Origin of the sequence: Enterobacter cloacae complex sp. IR5450, assembly GCF_049238665.1 — a bacterium.
Lineage (GTDB): Bacteria > Pseudomonadota > Gammaproteobacteria > Enterobacterales > Enterobacteriaceae > Enterobacter > Enterobacter hormaechei_C.
On the sequence record NZ_JBMKIC010000011.1, the window covers coordinates 55,318 to 73,874 of the forward strand.

General features: G+C 56.1%; 19 protein-coding genes and 1 riboswitch. Of the genes, 10 read left to right on the top strand and 9 right to left on the bottom strand.

Features of this window, described 5'->3' with window-relative positions:
* Positions 1-131: 131 nt before the first annotated feature.
* The 3 genes from ACOTYB_RS11030 to ACOTYB_RS11040 all read right to left on the bottom strand — a co-directional run bounded on the left by ACOTYB_RS11030 (position 132) and on the right by ACOTYB_RS11040 (position 3,423).
* On the bottom strand, positions 132-713 hold the full coding sequence (locus tag ACOTYB_RS11030) for a Slp family lipoprotein (RefSeq protein WP_003859931.1): 582 nt from the start codon (positions 711-713) through the stop codon (positions 132-134).
* A 37-nt stretch (positions 714-750) separates the two neighbouring features.
* Positions 751-1,446 (bottom strand): tRNA (adenosine(37)-N6)-threonylcarbamoyltransferase complex dimerization subunit type 1 TsaB, encoded by a 696-nt coding sequence (gene tsaB / locus ACOTYB_RS11035; RefSeq protein WP_032658967.1) that lies wholly within the window; start codon positions 1,444-1,446, stop codon positions 751-753.
* A 66-nt stretch (positions 1,447-1,512) separates the two neighbouring features.
* On the bottom strand, positions 1,513-3,423 hold the full coding sequence (locus tag ACOTYB_RS11040; RefSeq protein WP_003859928.1) for an ATP-dependent DNA helicase: 1,911 nt from the start codon (positions 3,421-3,423) through the stop codon (positions 1,513-1,515).
* Positions 3,424-3,556: 133 nt separating this feature from the next.
* On the opposite strand from ACOTYB_RS11040, the gene ACOTYB_RS11045 reads away from it, so the two are divergent.
* Positions 3,557-3,901 (top strand): RidA family protein, encoded by a 345-nt coding sequence (locus ACOTYB_RS11045; RefSeq protein ID WP_003859927.1) that lies wholly within the window; start codon positions 3,557-3,559, stop codon positions 3,899-3,901.
* 5 nt (positions 3,902-3,906) lie between these two features.
* On the opposite strand, the gene ACOTYB_RS11050 is transcribed toward ACOTYB_RS11045, so the two are convergent.
* A complete protein-coding gene (locus ACOTYB_RS11050) occupies positions 3,907-4,089 on the bottom strand; it encodes a YoaH family protein (protein ID WP_003859925.1) in 183 nt (60 codons plus the stop codon).
* A gap of 61 nt (positions 4,090-4,150) precedes the next feature.
* Between ACOTYB_RS11050 and pabB the strand changes: the two genes are divergently transcribed.
* From pabB to ACOTYB_RS11070, 4 genes are all read left to right on the top strand, one after another.
* On the top strand, positions 4,151-5,485 hold the full coding sequence (pabB, locus tag ACOTYB_RS11055) for an aminodeoxychorismate synthase component 1 (protein WP_045343589.1): 1,335 nt from the start codon (positions 4,151-4,153) through the stop codon (positions 5,483-5,485).
* A complete protein-coding gene (locus tag ACOTYB_RS11060; protein WP_003859921.1) occupies positions 5,482-6,060 on the top strand; it encodes a CoA pyrophosphatase in 579 nt (192 codons plus the stop codon). The genes pabB and ACOTYB_RS11060 overlap by 4 nt, the downstream gene beginning before the upstream one ends.
* A gap of 184 nt (positions 6,061-6,244) precedes the next feature.
* A complete protein-coding gene (gene sdaA, locus ACOTYB_RS11065) occupies positions 6,245-7,609 on the top strand; it encodes an L-serine ammonia-lyase (protein ID WP_003859920.1) in 1,365 nt (454 codons plus the stop codon).
* A gap of 129 nt (positions 7,610-7,738) precedes the next feature.
* Positions 7,739-9,337 carry an EAL domain-containing protein gene (locus ACOTYB_RS11070; protein WP_045329810.1) on the top strand — a complete coding sequence of 533 codons (1,599 nt, stop codon included), beginning with the start codon at positions 7,739-7,741 and terminating at the stop codon, positions 9,335-9,337.
* Between the two features lie 6 nt (positions 9,338-9,343).
* On the opposite strand, the gene yoaE is transcribed toward ACOTYB_RS11070, so the two are convergent.
* Both yoaE and ACOTYB_RS11080 read right to left on the bottom strand, forming a co-directional pair.
* Positions 9,344-10,903, bottom strand: coding sequence for a CNNM family cation transport protein YoaE (gene yoaE / locus ACOTYB_RS11075; RefSeq protein ID WP_220316930.1), 1,560 nt, complete (start codon positions 10,901-10,903; stop codon positions 9,344-9,346).
* Complete coding sequence (locus ACOTYB_RS11080) at positions 10,891-11,100, bottom strand: protein YoaL (RefSeq protein ID WP_071785693.1); 210 nt, start codon at positions 11,098-11,100, stop codon at positions 10,891-10,893. Before ACOTYB_RS11080 ends, yoaE begins: the two co-directional genes overlap by 13 nt.
* 266 nt (positions 11,101-11,366) lie before the next feature.
* Between ACOTYB_RS11080 and manX the strand changes: the two genes are divergently transcribed.
* The 5 genes from manX (at position 11,367) to mntP (ending at position 15,522) form a co-directional block, all read left to right on the top strand.
* The gene (gene manX / locus ACOTYB_RS11085) at positions 11,367-12,329 is read left to right on the top strand and encodes a PTS mannose transporter subunit IIAB (protein WP_022651434.1); all 963 of its coding nucleotides are present in this window, start codon (positions 11,367-11,369) and stop codon (positions 12,327-12,329) included.
* A gap of 47 nt (positions 12,330-12,376) precedes the next feature.
* Entirely contained in the window at positions 12,377-13,177 is an 801-nt protein-coding gene (gene manY, locus ACOTYB_RS11090; RefSeq protein WP_003859914.1) for a PTS mannose transporter subunit IIC, read from the top strand.
* A gap of 12 nt (positions 13,178-13,189) precedes the next feature.
* Positions 13,190-14,041: a PTS mannose transporter subunit IID gene (locus ACOTYB_RS11095; protein ID WP_006810994.1), complete on the top strand. Its 852-nt coding sequence runs from the start codon at positions 13,190-13,192 to the stop codon at positions 14,039-14,041.
* Positions 14,042-14,095: 54 nt separating this feature from the next.
* Complete coding sequence (locus ACOTYB_RS11100; RefSeq protein WP_003859912.1) at positions 14,096-14,554, top strand: DUF986 family protein; 459 nt, start codon at positions 14,096-14,098, stop codon at positions 14,552-14,554.
* A 198-nt stretch (positions 14,555-14,752) separates the two neighbouring features.
* Positions 14,753-14,954, top strand: a riboswitch (yybP-ykoY riboswitch).
* A 1-nt stretch (position 14,955) separates the two neighbouring features.
* Positions 14,956-15,522 carry a manganese efflux pump MntP gene (gene mntP, locus ACOTYB_RS11105; RefSeq protein ID WP_220153143.1) on the top strand — a complete coding sequence of 189 codons (567 nt, stop codon included), beginning with the start codon at positions 14,956-14,958 and terminating at the stop codon, positions 15,520-15,522.
* On the opposite strand, the gene rlmA is transcribed toward mntP, so the two are convergent.
* The 3 genes from rlmA to cspE all read right to left on the bottom strand — a co-directional run bounded on the left by rlmA (position 15,519) and on the right by cspE (position 18,545).
* Positions 15,519-16,334: a 23S rRNA (guanine(745)-N(1))-methyltransferase gene (gene rlmA / locus ACOTYB_RS11110; protein ID WP_220153144.1), complete on the bottom strand. Its 816-nt coding sequence runs from the start codon at positions 16,332-16,334 to the stop codon at positions 15,519-15,521. The two genes, mntP and rlmA, sit on opposite strands and share 4 nt — an antisense overlap.
* A 39-nt stretch (positions 16,335-16,373) precedes the next feature.
* Positions 16,374-18,119 carry a peptidoglycan glycosyltransferase FtsI gene (gene ftsI, locus ACOTYB_RS11115; RefSeq protein ID WP_421765811.1) on the bottom strand — a complete coding sequence of 582 codons (1,746 nt, stop codon included), beginning with the start codon at positions 18,117-18,119 and terminating at the stop codon, positions 16,374-16,376.
* Between the two features lie 216 nt (positions 18,120-18,335).
* Complete coding sequence (gene cspE, locus ACOTYB_RS11120; protein ID WP_001062678.1) at positions 18,336-18,545, bottom strand: transcription antiterminator/RNA stability regulator CspE; 210 nt, start codon at positions 18,543-18,545, stop codon at positions 18,336-18,338.
* Positions 18,546-18,557 lie beyond the last annotated feature (12 nt).

An 18,557-nucleotide genomic window follows, 5' to 3' on the forward strand; every position in this document is an offset into this window, starting at 1 on the left:
ACTCAGCGTACCAGTTTATTAATTGTTCAGATTGCAGGTTGCGAAGCGCGTCACTCTTTTTTTTCGTTTTATCCGTCAAAAAACAGAGACAGCGGCTGAGCCGCTGTCTCTTTCCTAGCAATAACAGTAACTTACTCAGTTACTATTGTTTGAACCTGTGCAGGGCCTGGATTGTACCACCCCCAGCCACCGTAGCCGTAACGATACGGATGCGGTCCCCACATCCACGGATCGATTGGCTGTGGCGGCATCACCACCTGCTGGGCGATACGCCAGCGTTTGTAGCCGTTCACCTGCATGGTCATAAATTTGTATGGCGTATTGCCGATTTTCCCCGCCACCGAACCGGTAATCGGCCCGACGACGGTCACCAGCTGCCCGCGGAAATCTACCGGATCGAGGAAGCCGCTGACGTCAGCGTAGATCCGCCCGCGCGAGGCTTCACCCAGAACAGGCCGCGCACCGTCGTCCAGTGGAACGGTGGCAATCTCCAGCCGGGTTTTCCCCTGCTGGTTTAGCACTTCAACCACCTTGCCGCCAAACCGCGCTTCCTGCCCGACATACAGCTCCGGGGCATTCATCACGCGTACCAGATCCTGCTGTGGCGTCGGGCTGGTGCCCTTGATCGCATCAGGAACGGTGACGCACCCGCTCAGTGCTATGGCAACCGCGCCTGCCATAAAAAAGCGTACAACTTTAGTCTGAACCGCCATGATGCGACTCCTTTTTCTCAGTTCCTGTTACTGAGATTCACTCGCGGCCAGGAAGTTTCTTCCACGCGACGGTGTTTCGTAAATAAACCGGTTCAGCGTGTTCAACCGCCACGGTTTTTCCTGCGGCAAACAGCTGACAGGCAATCGGCAGCATATCTTCGGCGGCGGGCAGGAGCATGTTACCGTCCACCAGCGTAAGGCCGGTGTCCTTCGCCATCTCCGGCCACGCCGCCCAGCCGGTTCCGACCGTCGCCCACTCACCGGAGAGCTGTTTCAGGCGCCCGGTGACGGCTTCAGGTTTAAGCACCGCTTCCGTCTCTTCGCCGTGCCAGACGCCGTTTTCGTCACGGGTGTACTCCGCCCAGTAGACTTCCCCCATGCGGGCATCAATCGCAGCCAGCACGCGGGTGGCGCCGGTCATGCGCCATGCTCCCTGGGCCATGGTCGCAAGCGTGGAGACGCCGATCATCGGCAGGTCAGCGCCCAGCGCCAGCCCCTGCGCAATGCCAATCCCGATACGTACGCCCGTAAAGCTGCCCGGACCACGGCCGTAGGCCAGCGCGTCGAGGTCAGTCAGGGCGGTGTTGCCCTCGGTTAAAATGGTTTTTACCAGGGGCAGAATACGTTGGGTGTGTTCCCGTGGGCACTCTTCGAAATGAGCAAAAATCGTACCGTCGTTCCACAGGGCAACGGAACAGGCCTCTGTCGCGGTATCAATAGCCAGAATTCGCATCAGTCGTCGCGCTCTCGCAATGGTCAGTCACAAAATGGCGCGCATCTTAACACACTCCGGGAAGAATTACTCCGCCGTCGGGTTCGCCAGGAAGCGGACCGCGCGTTTAATATCCCGCGTGCGCGGCGCGGGCGGCAGGCTGGCGAGGAAGGTCGCGCCGTAGGGACGCATCACCAGGCGGTTGTCGCAGATCACCAGCACCCCGCGATCGGTGACGTCGCGGATCAGTCGCCCTACCCCCTGTTTAAGCGTGATGACCGCGTCCGGCAGCTGGACGTCGTCGAACGGATCGCCCCCGCGCAGACGGCAGTCCTCCATGCGCGCTTTCAGAAGCGGATCGTCCGGCGATGTGAACGGCAGCTTATCGATAATCACCAGCGAGAGCGTGTCGCCGCGCACGTCTACCCCTTCCCAGAAACTACTGGTCGCCACCAGCAGGGCATTACCGGCGCTGACAAACTGCTGGAGCAGCTGGCCTTTACTGGTCTCCCCCTGCAACAGCACCGGTAGCGTCATGGTGGCGCGGAACTGCTCGGCCAGATCGCGCATCATGGCGTGTGAGGTGCAGAGCATAAAGCAGCGCCCGTTGTTGGCCTCGATCATCGGCTTCAGCATGGCCGCCAGATGTCGCGCCGCGCCCGGCTGGTTAGGCAGCGGCAGATTGCGCGGCACGCACAGCAGCGCCTGTCTCTCATAGTCGAACGGGCTCGGCAGAAGCAGGGATTCCGCCTGCTCAATGCCGAGGCGCTCGGTAAAGTGGTGCAGATCGTCATTGACCGACAGCGTGGCCGAGGTAAAGACCCAGGTGCCGGGCTTTTGCGCCATCACCTCTTTAAATTTATCAGCAACGGTCAGCGGCGTGAGCGCCAGGGTGAAGTGGCGCGAGGTACATTCGTACCAGTAGCTGTAGCCCGGCTGGTTGATCTCTTTCAGCCGCTTCAGCCGCCCACGGTAAAGCGTGGCGCGCTCGAAGGCGGCGTCCAGCAGCGCTGAACGTCCGAGGGACAGCTTCGCCACGTCGTAACAGAGTTCAAGGGCATCATCGAGCAGCAGCAGCGCGCGCTGGATATTTTTGTCTGCGAGCAGTTCGCGCAGGTTGCCGCGATAGCCCGGCTCGCCAAGCTGTAAGCGGAAGTCCTGTGCGCATTGCGCCAGGCGGTCCGCGCACTTCTGCAACTGCTGGGTATCTTTGAGTTCGGTGCGATAGGCAATGGTAATATCTTTCGCCAGATCCTGAAGCTGACGGCTGGAAAGCGACTGCCCAAAATACTGGCTGGCGATGTCCGGTAGCTGATGGGCTTCATCGAAGATCATCACCTCCGCCTCCGGGATCAGCTCGCCGAAACCACTGTCCTTGACCACCATATCCGCAAGAAACAGGTGATGGTTCACCACCACCACGTCGGCGTCCATCGCGGTTTTACGCGCTTTCACCACAAAACAGTCTTTATACAGCGGGCAGTCGCTGCCGAGGCAGTTGTCATTGGTGCTGGTCACCAGCGGCCAGGCCGGGGAGTCTTCCGGCACGCTCGCGCAGGTGCTGATGTCCCCCTCCTCCGTCTGGTTGGCCCAGGCGCGCAGGACGATCACATCGCTCAGGGTTTGTACCGGCAGGTCGCCGCCCGCCAGCGCCTGCTGTTCAAGACGCTCCAGACACAGGTAGTTAGAACGCCCTTTCAGCAAGGCCAGACGCCCTTTGTATTTCAGCGCTTTCGCCACCGTGGGTAAATCGCGGCTGTAGAGCTGATCCTGGAGCGCTTTTGATCCCGTAGAGATGATCACCTTCTTTTTCGCCCGCAGCGCAGGAGCGAGGTAAGCATACGTTTTCCCCGTACCGGTACCGGCCTCCACGACCAGCGGCTGCGCCTTGTCGATAGCGTGCGCAACGGCATGCGCCATCTGACGTTGGGGTTCGCGCGGTTTAAAGCCGGGAATAGCCTGTGCTAACTGACCCTCTGGGGAAAAATCGTCTGCCACGGTGTTCTCTCACTGTATTTTTGCACAGGGATTATGTCAGCCCCTTCTCTCCGGTGCCACCCCAAATAGTGACGACGGCGGAACATTATGGCAGTCTTGCCGCCTGACGACGAAAGATAACGAGGATACGTTTATGACAATTACGCGCATTGATGCCGAAGCCCGCTGGTCTGATGTGGTGATCCACAACCAGACGCTGTACTACACCGGCGTCCCTGCCAATCTGGACGCCGACGCCTTCGAGCAGACCGCCAACACCCTGGCGCAGATCGACGCCGTACTGGAAAAACAGGGCAGCGACAAATCCCGCATTCTGGATGCGACGATTTTTCTGGCGAATAAAGACGATTTCGCGGCGATGAATAAAGCATGGGATGCGTGGGTGGTGGCGGGTCACGCGCCTGTACGCTGCACCGTACAGGCCACGCTGATGAAACCGGAATATAAGGTTGAGATCAAGATTATCGCGGCAGTGTAAGCCGGTTATTCTTCATCTTCATCCTCAAAGCGCGCCACGATCCGCTCGCCGGTATGGGTGGCGCGAAGTTCTTCCGCGACCTGGGAAATTGCCTGTCCGCTGCTCATCCCCTGGGACATCAGCTCCTGAATACGTTCAACGGCTTTCTGCTGTTGGTCATGGCTGAGAGAAGGTAAACCTGCAAACATCGTTAACTCCTGCTAAATTATTCGCGCTAATTATTTCACGCTGCCCGGTAGTATGCCATACATGAACATGCGCTTCCCCACTGTTATGACCTTGCCCTGGCGTGCTGACGCCGCGGAGTTCTGGTTTGCCCGTCTGAGCCACCTTCCTTTTGCCATGCTGCTGCACTCCGGCCATGCGGATCACCCCTACAGCCGCTTTGATATTCTGGTGGCCGACCCGGTTAAAACGCTGACGACCGATGCGCTGTCGCCAACGGACGATCCGCTGATGCGGCTTCAGAACGAGATCGATGCTCTGGGCTTAACTGCCACACCTGATCCGGATCTGCCTTTCCAGGGGGGCGCGCTGGGCCTGTTTGGTTACGATCTGGGTCGCCGTTTCGAAACGCTGCCTGAGCATGCGCAGGCGGATATTTCCCTGCCGGATATGGCGGTGGGGCTGTATGACTGGGCGCTGATCGTGGATCACCGTAAGCAGACGGTTTCTCTGCTGAGCCACCGGGACGTACAGGCGCGTCTGGCCTGGCTTGAGGCGCAACGGCCCGCCGCCCCGGAACACTTTATGCTGACCTCCGGCTGGCGCTCGAACATGAGCGCGGAGGAATACGCGGAAAAATTCTCCCGTGTGCAGGCGTATCTTCACAGTGGCGACTGTTATCAGGTCAACCTTGCCCAGCGTTTCCAGGCGGCGTACAAGGGAGACGAATGGCAGGCGTTTACCCGCCTCAATGCCAGCAATAAGGCCCCGTTCAGTGCATTTTTACGCTTTGAACACGGCGCCATACTCAGCCTTTCGCCTGAGCGTTTTATCCACCTGGCTGACGGTATGATTCAGACCCGCCCAATAAAGGGCACACTGCCGCGCCTTGCCAACGCCGACGCCGACCGCCAGCAGGCGGAGACGCTGGCGGCCTCTCCCAAAGATCGTGCCGAAAACCTGATGATTGTCGATCTGATGCGCAATGATATTGGTCGCGTCGCCGAGCCGGGCAGCGTGCGCGTGCCGGAGCTGTTCGTCGTGGAGCCTTTCCCGGCGGTGCATCATCTGGTCAGCACCATCACCGCACGCCTGCCGGCCTCGCGAACCGCCTGCGATCTGCTCCGCGCCGCGTTTCCGGGCGGCTCCATCACCGGCGCGCCGAAGGTCCGGGCGATGGAGATCATCGACGAACTGGAACCACATCGCCGCAACGCCTGGTGCGGCAGCATCGGCTATGTGAGTCTGTGCGGCACCATGGATACCAGCATCACTATTCGCACCCTGACGGCGTGCGACGGTAAACTGTACTGTTCCGCAGGCGGTGGCATTGTGGCCGATAGCCAGGTCGAGGCGGAATATCAGGAAACCTTTGATAAAGTGAATCGTATCCTGAAACAACTGGAGAACTCACGGTGAAGAAAGACAACCTGACGCTGGATGATTTTCTGTCGCGCTTTCAGCTTCTGCGGCCCCAGGTTAGCCGCGCCACGCTGAATCAACGTCAGGCGGCGGTGCTGATCCCGGTCGTGCGCCGTGAGCAGCCGGGTCTGTTGCTTACCCAGCGCTCACCGCATATGCGAAAACACGCCGGTCAGGTTGCGTTTCCGGGCGGCGCGGTGGACAGCACCGATGCATCCCTGATTGCCGCCGCACTGCGTGAAGCGCATGAGGAAGTGGCGATCCCCCCGGAGACAGTCGAGGTGATCGGCGTGCTGCCGCCAGTGGACAGCGTAACCGGTTTTCAGGTCACGCCGGTCGTTGGCATTATTCCGCCCGATCTTCAGTATCACGCCAGCGTCGATGAAGTTTCAGCGGTGTTCGAAATGCCGCTGGAAGAGGCCCTTCGTCTGGGCCGCTATCACCCACTGGATATTCACCGCCGCGGACACGATCATCGGGTCTGGCTGTCGTGGTATCAGCATTATTTTGTCTGGGGCATGACGGCAGGCATCATTCGTGAGCTGGCCCTGCAAATCGGCCTGAAGCCTTGACTATACTTTACATTCCACCCTTTTCTGGCAGGTTTGCGATCGGCGTCGCGCTATTAGCAAAACCATCGTTAACCATTAGTTTAATTCATGTGAATAGTTAAGCCGAGGTTGGTGTTCCCTCTTACACTATGCGCAGTTATAACATCGTTACTGGAACCCCAGTAACCCTGTCAGGAGTGTGAAAGTGATTAGTATATTCGACATGTTCAAAGTGGGGATTGGTCCTTCCTCTTCCCACACTGTAGGGCCGATGAAGGCCGGAAAACAGTTCGTCGATGATCTGGTCGAAAAAGGATTACTGGAAAGCGTTACCCGTGTCGCCGTAGACGTTTACGGTTCACTGTCATTAACGGGTAAAGGCCACCACACCGATATCGCCATTATTATGGGTCTGGCAGGCAATATGCCGGACACTGTTGATATTGATGCCATTCCGGCATTTATCCGCGACGTGGAAACGCGCGGACGCTTACTGCTGGCTAACGGTCAGCACGAAGTGGACTTCCCGCAGGATGACGGGATGCGTTTTCGTAGCGACAACCTGCCGCTGCATGAAAACGGCATGACCATCCACGCCTGGAGCGGCGAAAAAGAGATCTACAGTAAAACCTACTACTCCATCGGCGGCGGCTTTATCGTTGACGAAGAACACTTTGGTAAAGAGAGCGCGGGCGACGTCAATGTGCCCTATCCGTTTAAATCGGCCACCGAGATGCTGGGCTACTGCAAAGAGACCGGTCTGTCCCTGTCCGGCATGGTGATGCAGAACGAACTGGCGCTGCACAGCAAGAAAGAGATCGAAGACTATTTTGCTAACGTGTGGCAAACCATGCGCGCCTGTATTGACCGCGGGATGAACACCGAGGGTGTTCTGCCTGGGCCTCTGCGCGTACCGCGTCGTGCCTCTGCGCTGCGCCGCATGCTGGTCACCACCGACAAGTTCTCCAATGACCCAATGAACGTGGTCGACTGGGTGAACATGTTTGCCCTCGCGGTTAACGAAGAGAACGCAGCGGGTGGTCGCGTGGTGACGGCGCCGACCAACGGCGCGTGCGGTATCGTTCCGGCGGTGCTGGCCTATTACGATCACTTTATTGAGCCCGTGACACCGGATATCTATATCCGTTATTTCCTCGCGGCAGGCGCTATCGGCGCGCTGTACAAAATGAATGCGTCCATCTCTGGTGCCGAAGTAGGCTGTCAGGGTGAAGTGGGCGTGGCCTGCTCTATGGCGGCAGCGGGTCTGGCGGAACTGTTGGGCGCCAGCCCTGAGCAGGTGTGCGTGGCGGCGGAAATCGGTATGGAGCACAACCTCGGTCTGACCTGTGACCCGGTTGCCGGTCAGGTGCAGGTGCCGTGCATTGAGCGTAACGCCATCGCCTCCGTCAAAGCGATCAACGCCTCGCGTATGGCGATGCGCCGTACCAGCGAGCCACGCGTGTCGCTGGATAAGGTTATTGAAACCATGTACGAAACCGGCAAGGACATGAACGCGAAGTACCGTGAGACCTCGCGCGGCGGTCTGGCCATTAAGGTGCAGTGCGACTAAGCCTTCCTTTCGCCCATCTGCAACGGATGGGCGAATTTTCCCCTCTCGTCTCGTCGCTTCACGTATTCCCCACTACACTGTCACTGTTGCGTCTGGCTTTTCTGGCCGGTGCTTAACAGGCGACCGTTCATGCAAACTGCACAAACGATCATTAAAGACTATCGCCGAAAACGCGTTATCGTCTGTGTCACGGTTGCGCTCGTTACGCTCGTCCTGACGCTGGGCATTCGCTTTATTTCACAGCGCAACATAAATCAGGATCGGATCCACGACTTTACCCACCACACCGTGCGTGCGCTTGATAAGGTGCTTCTCTCGTTAGAGGTCCAGCGTGAAACGCTACTTTCACTGGTTGGCATACCCTGTTCCGAAGCAAATCTAATCCTGCGAAAACAGGCGGCGATCCTCCAGACCGTACGCTCCATCGCCCTCATTCAAGACGGAATACTGTATTGCTCAAGCGTCTTTGGCAGCCGTAATGTGCCCGTCAGTGAGTTTGTGCCGGAGCTTCCAGTCAGTGAATCCAGGCTGCTGCTGTCGACTGACCGGTGGCTGGTAAAAGGCAGCCCGGTACTGATTCAGTGGTCTCCCGTTGCGGGCGACGGCAACGACGGGGTGATGGAGGTGGTGAATATCGATCTCATCACTAAAATGATTCTCGAGCCGCAGCGGCCGCAGATCACCGACGTTGTCCTGAGAGTAGGAGATAACTTCCTCCGCGACGGGCAACAGGTGACGACTACGCCGACCTTCGATGAAAACGCCTCCCTGCTGGAACAGTCGTCACAACATTACCCTTTCAGCGTCACGGTGAGCGGCCCCGGGCCTGGCGAAATGGCGTTAAAAAATCTGCCCACCCAGCTGCCGCTGGCGTTGATGCTCAGCTTACTGATGGGCTATATCGCCTGGCTCGCCACGGCGCGGCGCATAAGTTTCACCTGGGAAATCAATATGGGAATTGCGGCCAGGGAGTTTGAACTCTTCTGCCAGCCGCTGGTGAATGCCCGCACCCGGGAATGCGCCGGCGTCGAGATCCTCCTGCGCTGGAACAACCCGCGTCAGGGATGGATTTCGCCCGATGTCTTTATCCCTCTGGCCGAAGAACATAACCTGATTGTTCCGCTTACCCGCTACGTCATCAGCGAAACGGTGCGGCAGATAGGCTATTTCCCTGCCTCGCGCGATTTCCATATCGGCATTAACGTGGCCGCCAGCCATTTTCGCCGCGCTGCGCTTATCCAGGATCTCAACCGCATCTGGTTTAACGCCAGCCCTGTTCAACAGTTGATCGTGGAGTTAACCGAACGCGATGCGTTGCTGGATGTGGATTACCGCATCGTGCGGGAGCTGCACCGCAAAGGGGTGAAACTTGCGATTGATGATTTTGGTACCGGCAACAGCTCACTTTCATGGCTAGAAAAACTGCATCCGGATGTGCTGAAAATTGATAAATCCTTCACCACCGCGATCGGCACCGACGCCGTGAACTCAACGGTAACAGATATTATTATTGCGCTTGGCCAGCGGCTGAATATTGAACTGGTTGCGGAAGGGGTGGAAACCGAGGAGCAGTCACGCTACCTGCGCCGTCACAGCGTACATATTTTGCAGGGGTACTTGTATGCGCGGCCAATGCCGCTGCGCGAGTTTCCGAAATGGCTGGCGGAAAGTCACTCTCCGCCAGCCCGTCACAACGGACACATCGTGCCCTTACTGCCGTTACGCTAGATAACGTTACTCTTCTTCATCGTGCGCAGAGTGCTCTTTAACAATACGCACCATATCAACGCGATAGTCGTTGGCTTCGACGATGGTAATTTGCAGCGGCGGCAGCTCCAGCACATCACCGATACGCGGGATCTGCCCGTTAACGGAGATCACCAGCCCCGCCACGGTGGCAATATCTTCATCATCATTGACCACGTTTTCGACGCCCAGCGTGTGCGAGAGTGCGTGCATGTCGGTGGTGCCTTTCACCAGCCAGCCGTCACCGTCGGCAACGATTTCCGGGGTTTCATCCGCATCAGGGAATTCACCGGCAATGGCTTCCAGCACGTCCAGCGGCGTCACCAGGCCCTGTACCACACCAAATTCGTTGGTGACGATAACAAAGCTCCCGCGAGCACGGCGCAATACGCCCAGCAGGTTGATCGGATCCAGCGTTTCAGGCACCACGATAGCGGGCGACGCGGCCGCTACGGCCTCGACGTTAACGCCCTCTTCCAGCGCCACCAGCATCTCTTTCGCGCGTACCACACCGATGATCTCATCCAGCTCACCCCGGCAGACCGGGAACAGGCTGTGCGGCGAGGAGAGCAGCTGCTGACGAATTTCGTCGACGCTCAGGTTGGCGTCCACCCAGCTGATTTCGCCGCGCGGCGTCATAATACCGCGCAGGGAGCGGGAAGCCAGCGAAAGCACGCCATTGATCATGTAGCGTTCTTCTTCCACAAACGCGCCTTCCGGCACCGGAACCGGGTTGCGGTTCTCGTTATCAGCCTGCACGTTCACCTGACGACGCCCGCCCATCAGTCGCAGAATCGCATCTGCGGTACGGGCTCGCAGCGGCTGATTCGACTGCTGCTTAATAAAGTTACGGCGCGCAATCTGGTTAAACAGCTCGATCAGAATCGAGAAGCCAATCGCGGCGTACAGGTAGCCTTTCGGAATATGGAAGCCAAACCCTTCTGCCACCAGGCTCAGACCAATCATCAGCAGGAAGCTCAGACACAGCACAACGACCGTCGGATGCTGGTTGACGAAACGCGTCAGCGGTTTCGACGCCAGCAGCATTACCGCCATCGCAATCACCACCGCCGCCATCATCACCGGCAGATGGTTCACCATGCCGACCGCCGTAATCACCGCATCCAGTGAGAAGACCGCATCAAGCACCACAATCTGGAGAACAACCACCCAGAAGCTGGCATAACCCTTACCGTGGCCATCATCGTGCTGCCGGTTCTCCAGCCGTTCATGCAGCTCTGTTGTGGCTTTGAACAGCAGGAACAGTCCCCCTACCAGCATAATTAAATCGCGGCCGGAGAAGATGAAATCCATGACGGTGAACAGGGGCTTCGTTAGGGTGACCATCCACGAGATAACAGACAGTAAGCCCAGACGCATGATCAGCGCCAGTGAGAGGCCGATCAGACGGGCTTTATCACGCTGTTTCGGCGGCAGTTTATCTGCGAGGATGGCGATAAACACCAGGTTATCAATACCGAGAACGATCTCCAGCACGACCAGCGTAAGCAAGCCTACCCAGATTGACGGGTCCATTAAGAATTCCATGACACGCTCCTGCTAAAGGAATGACAAAACGGTGCCCCGCTAATGTCGGGCATTTCAAAGGGAATGAGAGTCGATGCGTGGCGAAGATCGCCGGTGATTAAGGCGCGGAATGGCCTGGAAGATGACTGACGTCGGTGACGGTCCATATAGTGGGCTGTAGCCCTATACTCCTGAATAATTAAACGGACGCTAAACATATCAGAGACAATTGGTTTTTAGCAAAGATTTACGTTCCTTTGCAAACTTCTGTAACACACGCGGATTATCTTAGAGAAAAATCTGTAAGGCGTAGCTAAATTACGGATCTTCATCACATAAATTATTTTTTCACTATCTAAAATAATTCGCGGAAGTCTTAGTTTTTTTGAACTCTAACCCTTATCTGAATCGATTCGGTTCGCCAATACGATTCTCAGTACGCCTGCCTGGCAGACGTATAAATGATAATAAAAGGAGGTAGCAAGTGACCATTGCTATTGTCATAGGCACACATGGTTGGGCTGCGGAGCAGTTACTCAAAACGGCAGAAATGCTGTTGGGCGAGCAGGAAAACGTCGGCTGGATCGATTTCGTTCCCGGTGAAAATGCCGAGACGCTGATTGAAAAATACACTGCTCAGCTTGAGAAGCTGGATACCAGCAAAGGCGTGCTGTTTCTCGTGGATACATGGGGCGGCAGCCCGTTCAACGCTGCCAGCCGCATTGTCGTCGATAAAGAGCATTATGAAGTCGTCGCCGGGGTGAATATCCCGATGTTGGTGGAAACCTTCATGGCGCGTGACGACAACCCAGGCTTTGACGAGCTGGTGGCGCTGGCGGTGGAAACCGGTCGCGAAGGGGTGAAGGCGCTGAAAGCGCAGCCGGTTGAAAAACCTGCCCCTGCCCCTGCTGCACCAAAAGCCGCTGCACCGGCGAAGCCAATGGGTCCGAACGATTACATGGTTATCGGCCTTGCGCGTATTGATGACCGTCTAATCCACGGCCAGGTGGCGACGCGCTGGACCAAAGAGACCAACGTACAACGCATCATCGTGGTCAGTGACGAAGTGGCCGCCGACACTGTCCGTAAAACCCTTCTTACCCAGGTTGCACCGCCGGGCGTCACCGCGCACGTCGTGGATGTCGCCAAGATGATCCGCGTTTACAACAACCCGAAATATGCGGGTGAGCGCGTGATGCTTCTCTTCACCAACCCGACAGACGTCGAACGCATTGTTGAAGGCGGCGTGAAAATCACCTCCGTTAACATTGGCGGTATGGCTTTCCGTCAGGGCAAAACGCAGGTCAACAACGCGATTTCAGTGGATGCGAAAGATATCGAGGCCTTCAACAAGCTGAATGCACGCGGTATCGAGCTGGAAGCCCGTAAGGTTTCCACGGATCAGAAACTGAAAATGATGGATTTGATCGGCAAAGTGGGGAAATAAGCCCGGGCCGGTTTTTCATATAGAGCTTATGTAATAGGAGAAGTGCAATGGAGATTACTACTCTTCAGATTGTGCTGGTGTTCATCGTCGCGTGTATTGCGGGTATGGAGTCCGTACTTGATGAATTTCAGTTCCACCGCCCTCTGGTGGCCTGTACGTTGATTGGCGCCGTTCTCGGTGACATGAAAACCGGTATCATCATCGGTGGTACCCTGGAAATGATCGCCCTCGGCTGGATGAACATCGGTGCGGCAGTTGCGCCAGATGCCGCGCTGGCGTCCATTATTTCGACCGTTCTGGTTATCGCCGGTCATCAGAGTATTGGTGCCGGTATCGCGCTGGCCATCCCGCTGGCCGCAGCGGGTCAGGTGCTGACCATTATTGTCCGTACTATTACCGTGGCCTTCCAGCACGCGGCGGATAAGGCGGCCGAAAACGGCAACCTCACCGCGCTCTCCTGGATCCACGTTTCTTCCCTGTTCCTGCAAGCGATGCGTATCGCGATCCCTGCAGTTATCGTGGCGATTTCTGTCGGTACCAGCGAAGTTCAGGGCATGCTGAATGCGATCCCTGAAGTGGTCACCAGCGGTCTGAATATCGCCGGGGGTATGATCGTGGTGGTCGGTTATGCGATGGTCATCAACATGATGCGCGCGGGCTACCTGATGCCATTCTTCTACCTCGGCTTCGTTACCGCTGCGTTCACCAACTTCAACCTGGTTGCGCTGGGTGTGATTGGTGCGGTGATGGCGATTCTTTATATCCAGCTCAGCCCGAAATACAACCGTGTCGCGGGTGCCCCTGCGCAGGCTGCTGGTAACAACGATCTCGATAACGAACTGGACTAACAGGTGAGCGAAATGGTTGATATGACAAAAACTACCACTGAGAAAAAACTCACTCCGGGTGATATTCGTGGCGTGTTCATCCGTTCTAACCTGTTTCAGGGTTCATGGAACTTCGAACGTATGCAGGCGCTCGGCTTCTGCTTCTCCATGGTGCCGGCCATCAAACGCCTGTATCCGGAAAACAACGAAGCACGCCGTCAGGCAATTAAGCGTCATCTGGAATTCTTCAACACCCATCCTTATGTTGCGGCGCCGGTTCTGGGCGTGACGCTGGCGATGGAAGAGCAGCGTGCGAACGGGGCTGAAATCGACGATGGTGCCATCAACGGTATCAAAGTTGGTCTGATGGGGCCGCTGGCAGGCGTGGGCGACCCGATTTTCTGGGGTACCGTGCGTCCGGTCTTTGCGGCGCTGGGCGCCGGGATCGCCATGAGCGGCAGCCTGCTCGGTCCTCTGCTGTTCTTCATCCTGTTCAACGCGGTGCGTCTGCTGACCCGTTACTACGGCGTGGCATACGGCTATCGTAAAGGTGTGGATATCGTTAAGGATATGGGCGGCGGCTTCCTGCAAAAACTGACTGAGGGGGCGTCAATTCTCGGCCTGTTTGTAATGGGGGCGCTGGTTAACAAGTGGACGCACGTAAACATCCCGCTGGTGGTATCAACGATCACCGGTCAGGATGGTCAGACGCGCGTTACCACCGTGCAGACCATTCTGGACCAGCTGATGCCGGGCCTGGTACCGCTGCTGTTAACCTTCGCCTGTATGTGGCTGCTGCGTAAGAAAGTGAACCCGCTTTGGATCATCGTTGGCTTCTTCGTCATCGGTATCGCGGGCTACGCTGTCGGCCTGCTGGGTCTGTAATAAAATGCTTTACTGACCGGGGGCTTGCCCCCGGTCTTTTTATCTGGAGGATGAATGACTGTCACGGACACCGTACTGGTTTTATTTATTGTTGCCCTTCTGGCTTACGCGATCTATGACGAGTTTATTATGCCTCGCCGCCACGGCGAGACGCTGCTGACCCTTCCCCTCTTACGCCGTGGACGTATTGATGCGTTTATCTTCGCCGGTCTGGTAGTCATCCTCATTTACAATAATGTGACCAGCCACGGCGCAATATTAACCACATGGTTATTATGTGCGCTGGCATTAATGGCGATTTACCTGTTCTGGATCCGCTCGCCAAAACTCATTTTTAAAAAACACGGATTCTTCTTCGCCAATGTCTGGATAGAATATAACCGTATTAAAGAGATGAATTTATCCGAAGACGGGGTTCTGGTGATGCAATTAGAACAACGCCGCCTGCTCATCCGGGTCAGAAATATTGATGACCTGGAAAAGATATACAAATTACTTGTTAAAACTCAATGATTTATAATTATAGCATCGGCTATATATTGCATTATTCTTGAACCAGCAATATAGCCGGTGCTATATCTCCTCTGTTAATTGACTTATATTTATTAACGATATTTTCACGCATAAATCTAAATGAAAATCGTTATCAACATAGTGGCTATATAAAGCCATCTTCGTTGTTGTTTTATATTCTCAAAATATGTTAAGGTTGCGCCCGTCGTTGGGGAGTAGCCGATTTCCTGCCTGCGGGAAATGTACGTGTCAACATACTCGTTGAAAAACGTGGCGCGTACGGATCGTTTTTAAGCACAATTACTGTGCCAGAAGCGATCAGGCGAGACCATAGATACATCAACTGCTGTTTACTGGGGGCAGTGATGTGTCATATGGATATCCCCGGTCTGGACGCTCTTATGAATATCTCCGCTACGATCCTTCTGGCTTTTGGCATGTCCATGGACGCATTTGCCGCCTCTATCGGCAAAGGTGCCACTCTCCATAAACCTAAATTTTCCGAAGCCCTGCGTACCGGTCTCATCTTTGGCGCTATCGAAACGCTGACGCCGCTTATCGGCTGGGGACTGGGGATGCTCGCCAGCCAGTTTGTGCTGGAGTGGAATCACTGGATTGCTTTCGTGCTGCTGGTGTTCCTCGGCGGACGTATGGTGATTGAAGGTTTTCGTGGCAACGGCGATGAAGATGATGCGCCGCTGCAACGCCACGGCTTCTGGCTTCTGGTGACAACCGCCATCGCAACCAGCCTGGATGCAATGGCCGTGGGTGTCGGTCTGGCGTTTTTGCAGGTCAATATTATCGCCACCGCGCTGGCGATTGGCTGCGCCACGCTGATCATGTCAACGCTGGGGATGATGGTGGGTCGGTTCATTGGCCCGCTGTTAGGCAAACGCGCCGAAATTCTGGGCGGTACCTTGTTGATCGGGATTGGTGCCCAAATCCTTTGGGCACACTTCGCGGGTTAACCTTCGCGCTGCCAGCAATGGATGCTGAAATCCGTCTGGCAGCGAAATTCTGTCTGCGCTGCCAGCGTTTCCCACACCTCTGGTTTTGCCCGCCACGCAAACGGCGTCATTTGCAGTAACGCCACCGCTTCACTTCCCTGCAACATCATTTCATACGCTACCGACTGCGCCTGCTTTAACGCAAAGCCTGCCAGCTGTTCAGAGTGCGGCGCATGCAGGTGAACTTCATCATAGATCAGCCCTTTTAGCTCCAGCAGATGACGCGGCCCTGGCGTGACGGTGATAACCCAGCCACCGGGCTTAACGACGCGCGCCAGCTCCTCTGCCTTGCACGGCGCATAGATACGCACCACGGCGTCCATACTCGCTTTTTCAAACGGCAGGCGGTGGCTGGAGGCCACGCAGAACGTTACCGCTGAGTAGCGTTTGGCTGCCGCACGGATAGCCACTTTAGATACGTCCAGCCCGTACGTTTCGGCGCCCTTCTCAGCCGCCACGTCAGCAAACGTGGCGGTGTAGTAGCCTTCGCCGCAGCCGATATCCAGCATGGCGGATGCGCCTTCTGTCAGATATTCACGGAGTAAGGCGACAACGGCATCCCTGAGCGGTTGATAATGCCCGGCATCGAGAAACGCCCGGCGCGCCTGCATCATCTCCGCGCTGTCACCCGGGTCCCGGGAGCGCTTGTGCTGTACCGGCAGAAGATTTACATAGCCCTCTTTCGCCCGGTCAAACTGATGTCCCTGTGGACAGATAAACGTTTTCTCCGCGCGCGTCAGCGGCGCGTGGCAAAGGGGACAACTGAAAGACATGACAGCTCCAGGGCGTAAACCAAAAGGCGAAGTGTACCGCTATTCGCCAGGGTTATAAACGGCTGGGTGATGCATCACGATCAGATGGTCAGAATCTGCCGGCAGCCCGTCAGGCTTTACGTTTTCCAGACGCAGAACGTTCCCCATAATTTCGCTGAAAACGGGCGCGGAAACGGCCCCGCCGTAATAGGCACCGTTTTGCGGATCGTTAATCACCACCACCAGCGCAAAACGGGGATCGCTGGCAGGCGCAACGCCTGCGGTATAGGCGACGTATTTATCCACATACTTACCGTGTTCATCGATTTTTTTGGCCGTCCCGGTTTTTATCGCCACGCGATAGTTACGCACCGCCGCTTTGATTCCACCACCGCCGGGTAATGCGACGCTCTCCATCATGTGCTCCACCTCGTGAACAATTTCCTCGGGCATCACCCGCTTGCCAATCACCGGCGGATCGATTCGGGTGATGGACAGAGGCCGTTCAATGCCATAGCTGCCGATGGTGGCATACACATGCGCCAGCTGGAGGGGGGTTACCATCAGGCCATATCCAAAGGCAAAGGTCGCCCGGTCTAACTGGCTCCAGAATTTCCGCTGCGGCAGTAAACCTGCGCTTTCTCCCGTTAAGCCAAGCCCGGTACTCTCGCCAAAGCCAAAGTGTTTATAGGTATCCAGTAACCGTTGCGCAGGCATCGCCAGCGAAAGACGGGACACGCCCGTGTCACTGGATTTTTGCAGGATGCCGGTCATCGTCAGCTCGGGATAGTAGCCCACATCGCGGATACGATGGCCATCAATGGTGTAGGGATGCGTGTCTATGACGCTGTCAGGCTGTACCAGCCCCTGCTGTAGCGCCGTCATCAGCACCAGAGGCTTAACGGTAGAGCCAGGTTCAAAGGTGTCGCTGATCGCGCGATTGCGAAAATCATCCAGCGTTGCCCCTTCCCGGTTGTTGGGGTTGAAGTCGGGGAAGCTCGCCATTGCCAGAATTTCGCCCGTCTGGATATTAATTAGCACCGACGCGCCTGACTCAGCTTTGTTCCACGCCACGGCATTATCCAGCGCGTCTTCGGTGATAGTTTGCAGGCGTTCATCGATACTAAGCTGGATATTATGTGCAGGTACGGGAGCCACCTCCGTGAGGTTCTCCACCACATGTCCGTAGCGATCTTTCCTGACCAGCCGCACGCCTGCCTTCCCGGTAAGCTGCGTGTTGAAGCTTTTCTCGACACCCTCAATGCCCTGACCATCAATATTGGTGAAGCCAATCAGGTTCGCCGCCACGTGCCCGGCAGGATAAAAGCGGCGGGACTCATCGCGAAGGTTGATACCCGGAAGACGCAGCTTATCGATCCACTTTGCCTGGGAGGGATCAACCTGACGGGCAAGGTAAATAAATCGCCCGTGCGGGTTACTGTTGATTCGCGATGCGAGCGTGCTCAGAGAAAGGTGTAAGGCATTTGCCAGGGCCTGCCAGCGCGAATCATAACCGATCCCCCCTTTTTCCAGCACTGTTTTGGGATCGGCCCAGACGGCCTGGACAGGTACGCTCACCGCAAGGGGTCGTCCTTCACGGTCCACAATCATCCCCCGCGGGGCGTCTATCGCCACTTCGCGCAGGGAGCGCATATCCTCCTGCTTAACCAGATTATCCGGTTTGATAATTTGCAGCCACGCCACGCGGCCCAGCAGAAACGCAAGACTACAAAAGATAGCGAGACACAGAAGTGCAAAACGTGCCGGAGTAAAGTTTCCGGTGGTCGTTATTGTCTTTTTTTTCACCTTAACCCCAGGGCTGTTGATCAACGCCCTGATTTAACGGGAAAAGCTGATAATAAGGCGGGAAAACAATGCTAATATTCTCGCGGGTTTGCAACAAGATAATAACAGCGGAGGATTACGTAATATTTTGAAAAATAAGCGAATAAAAAAGCCCCGCATCGGCGAGGCTTATGTCTGGGATCGAAGCGCTGAGCGCTTCAGTCAGCAGTGATTCGATCAGATAGCAGTTACGTTAACCGCAGCTGGGCCTTTCTGGCCATCCTGAATTTCGAACTCAACGTTCTGGCCTTCAGCCAGAGTTTTGAAGCCGTTACCCTGGATTGCAGAGAAGTGTACGAACACGTCTTTGCTGCCGTCAGCAGGAGTAATGAAACCAAAACCTTTAGACTCGTTGAACCACTTAACTTGACCTTTAATCTTTGCCATTTGCAAAATTCC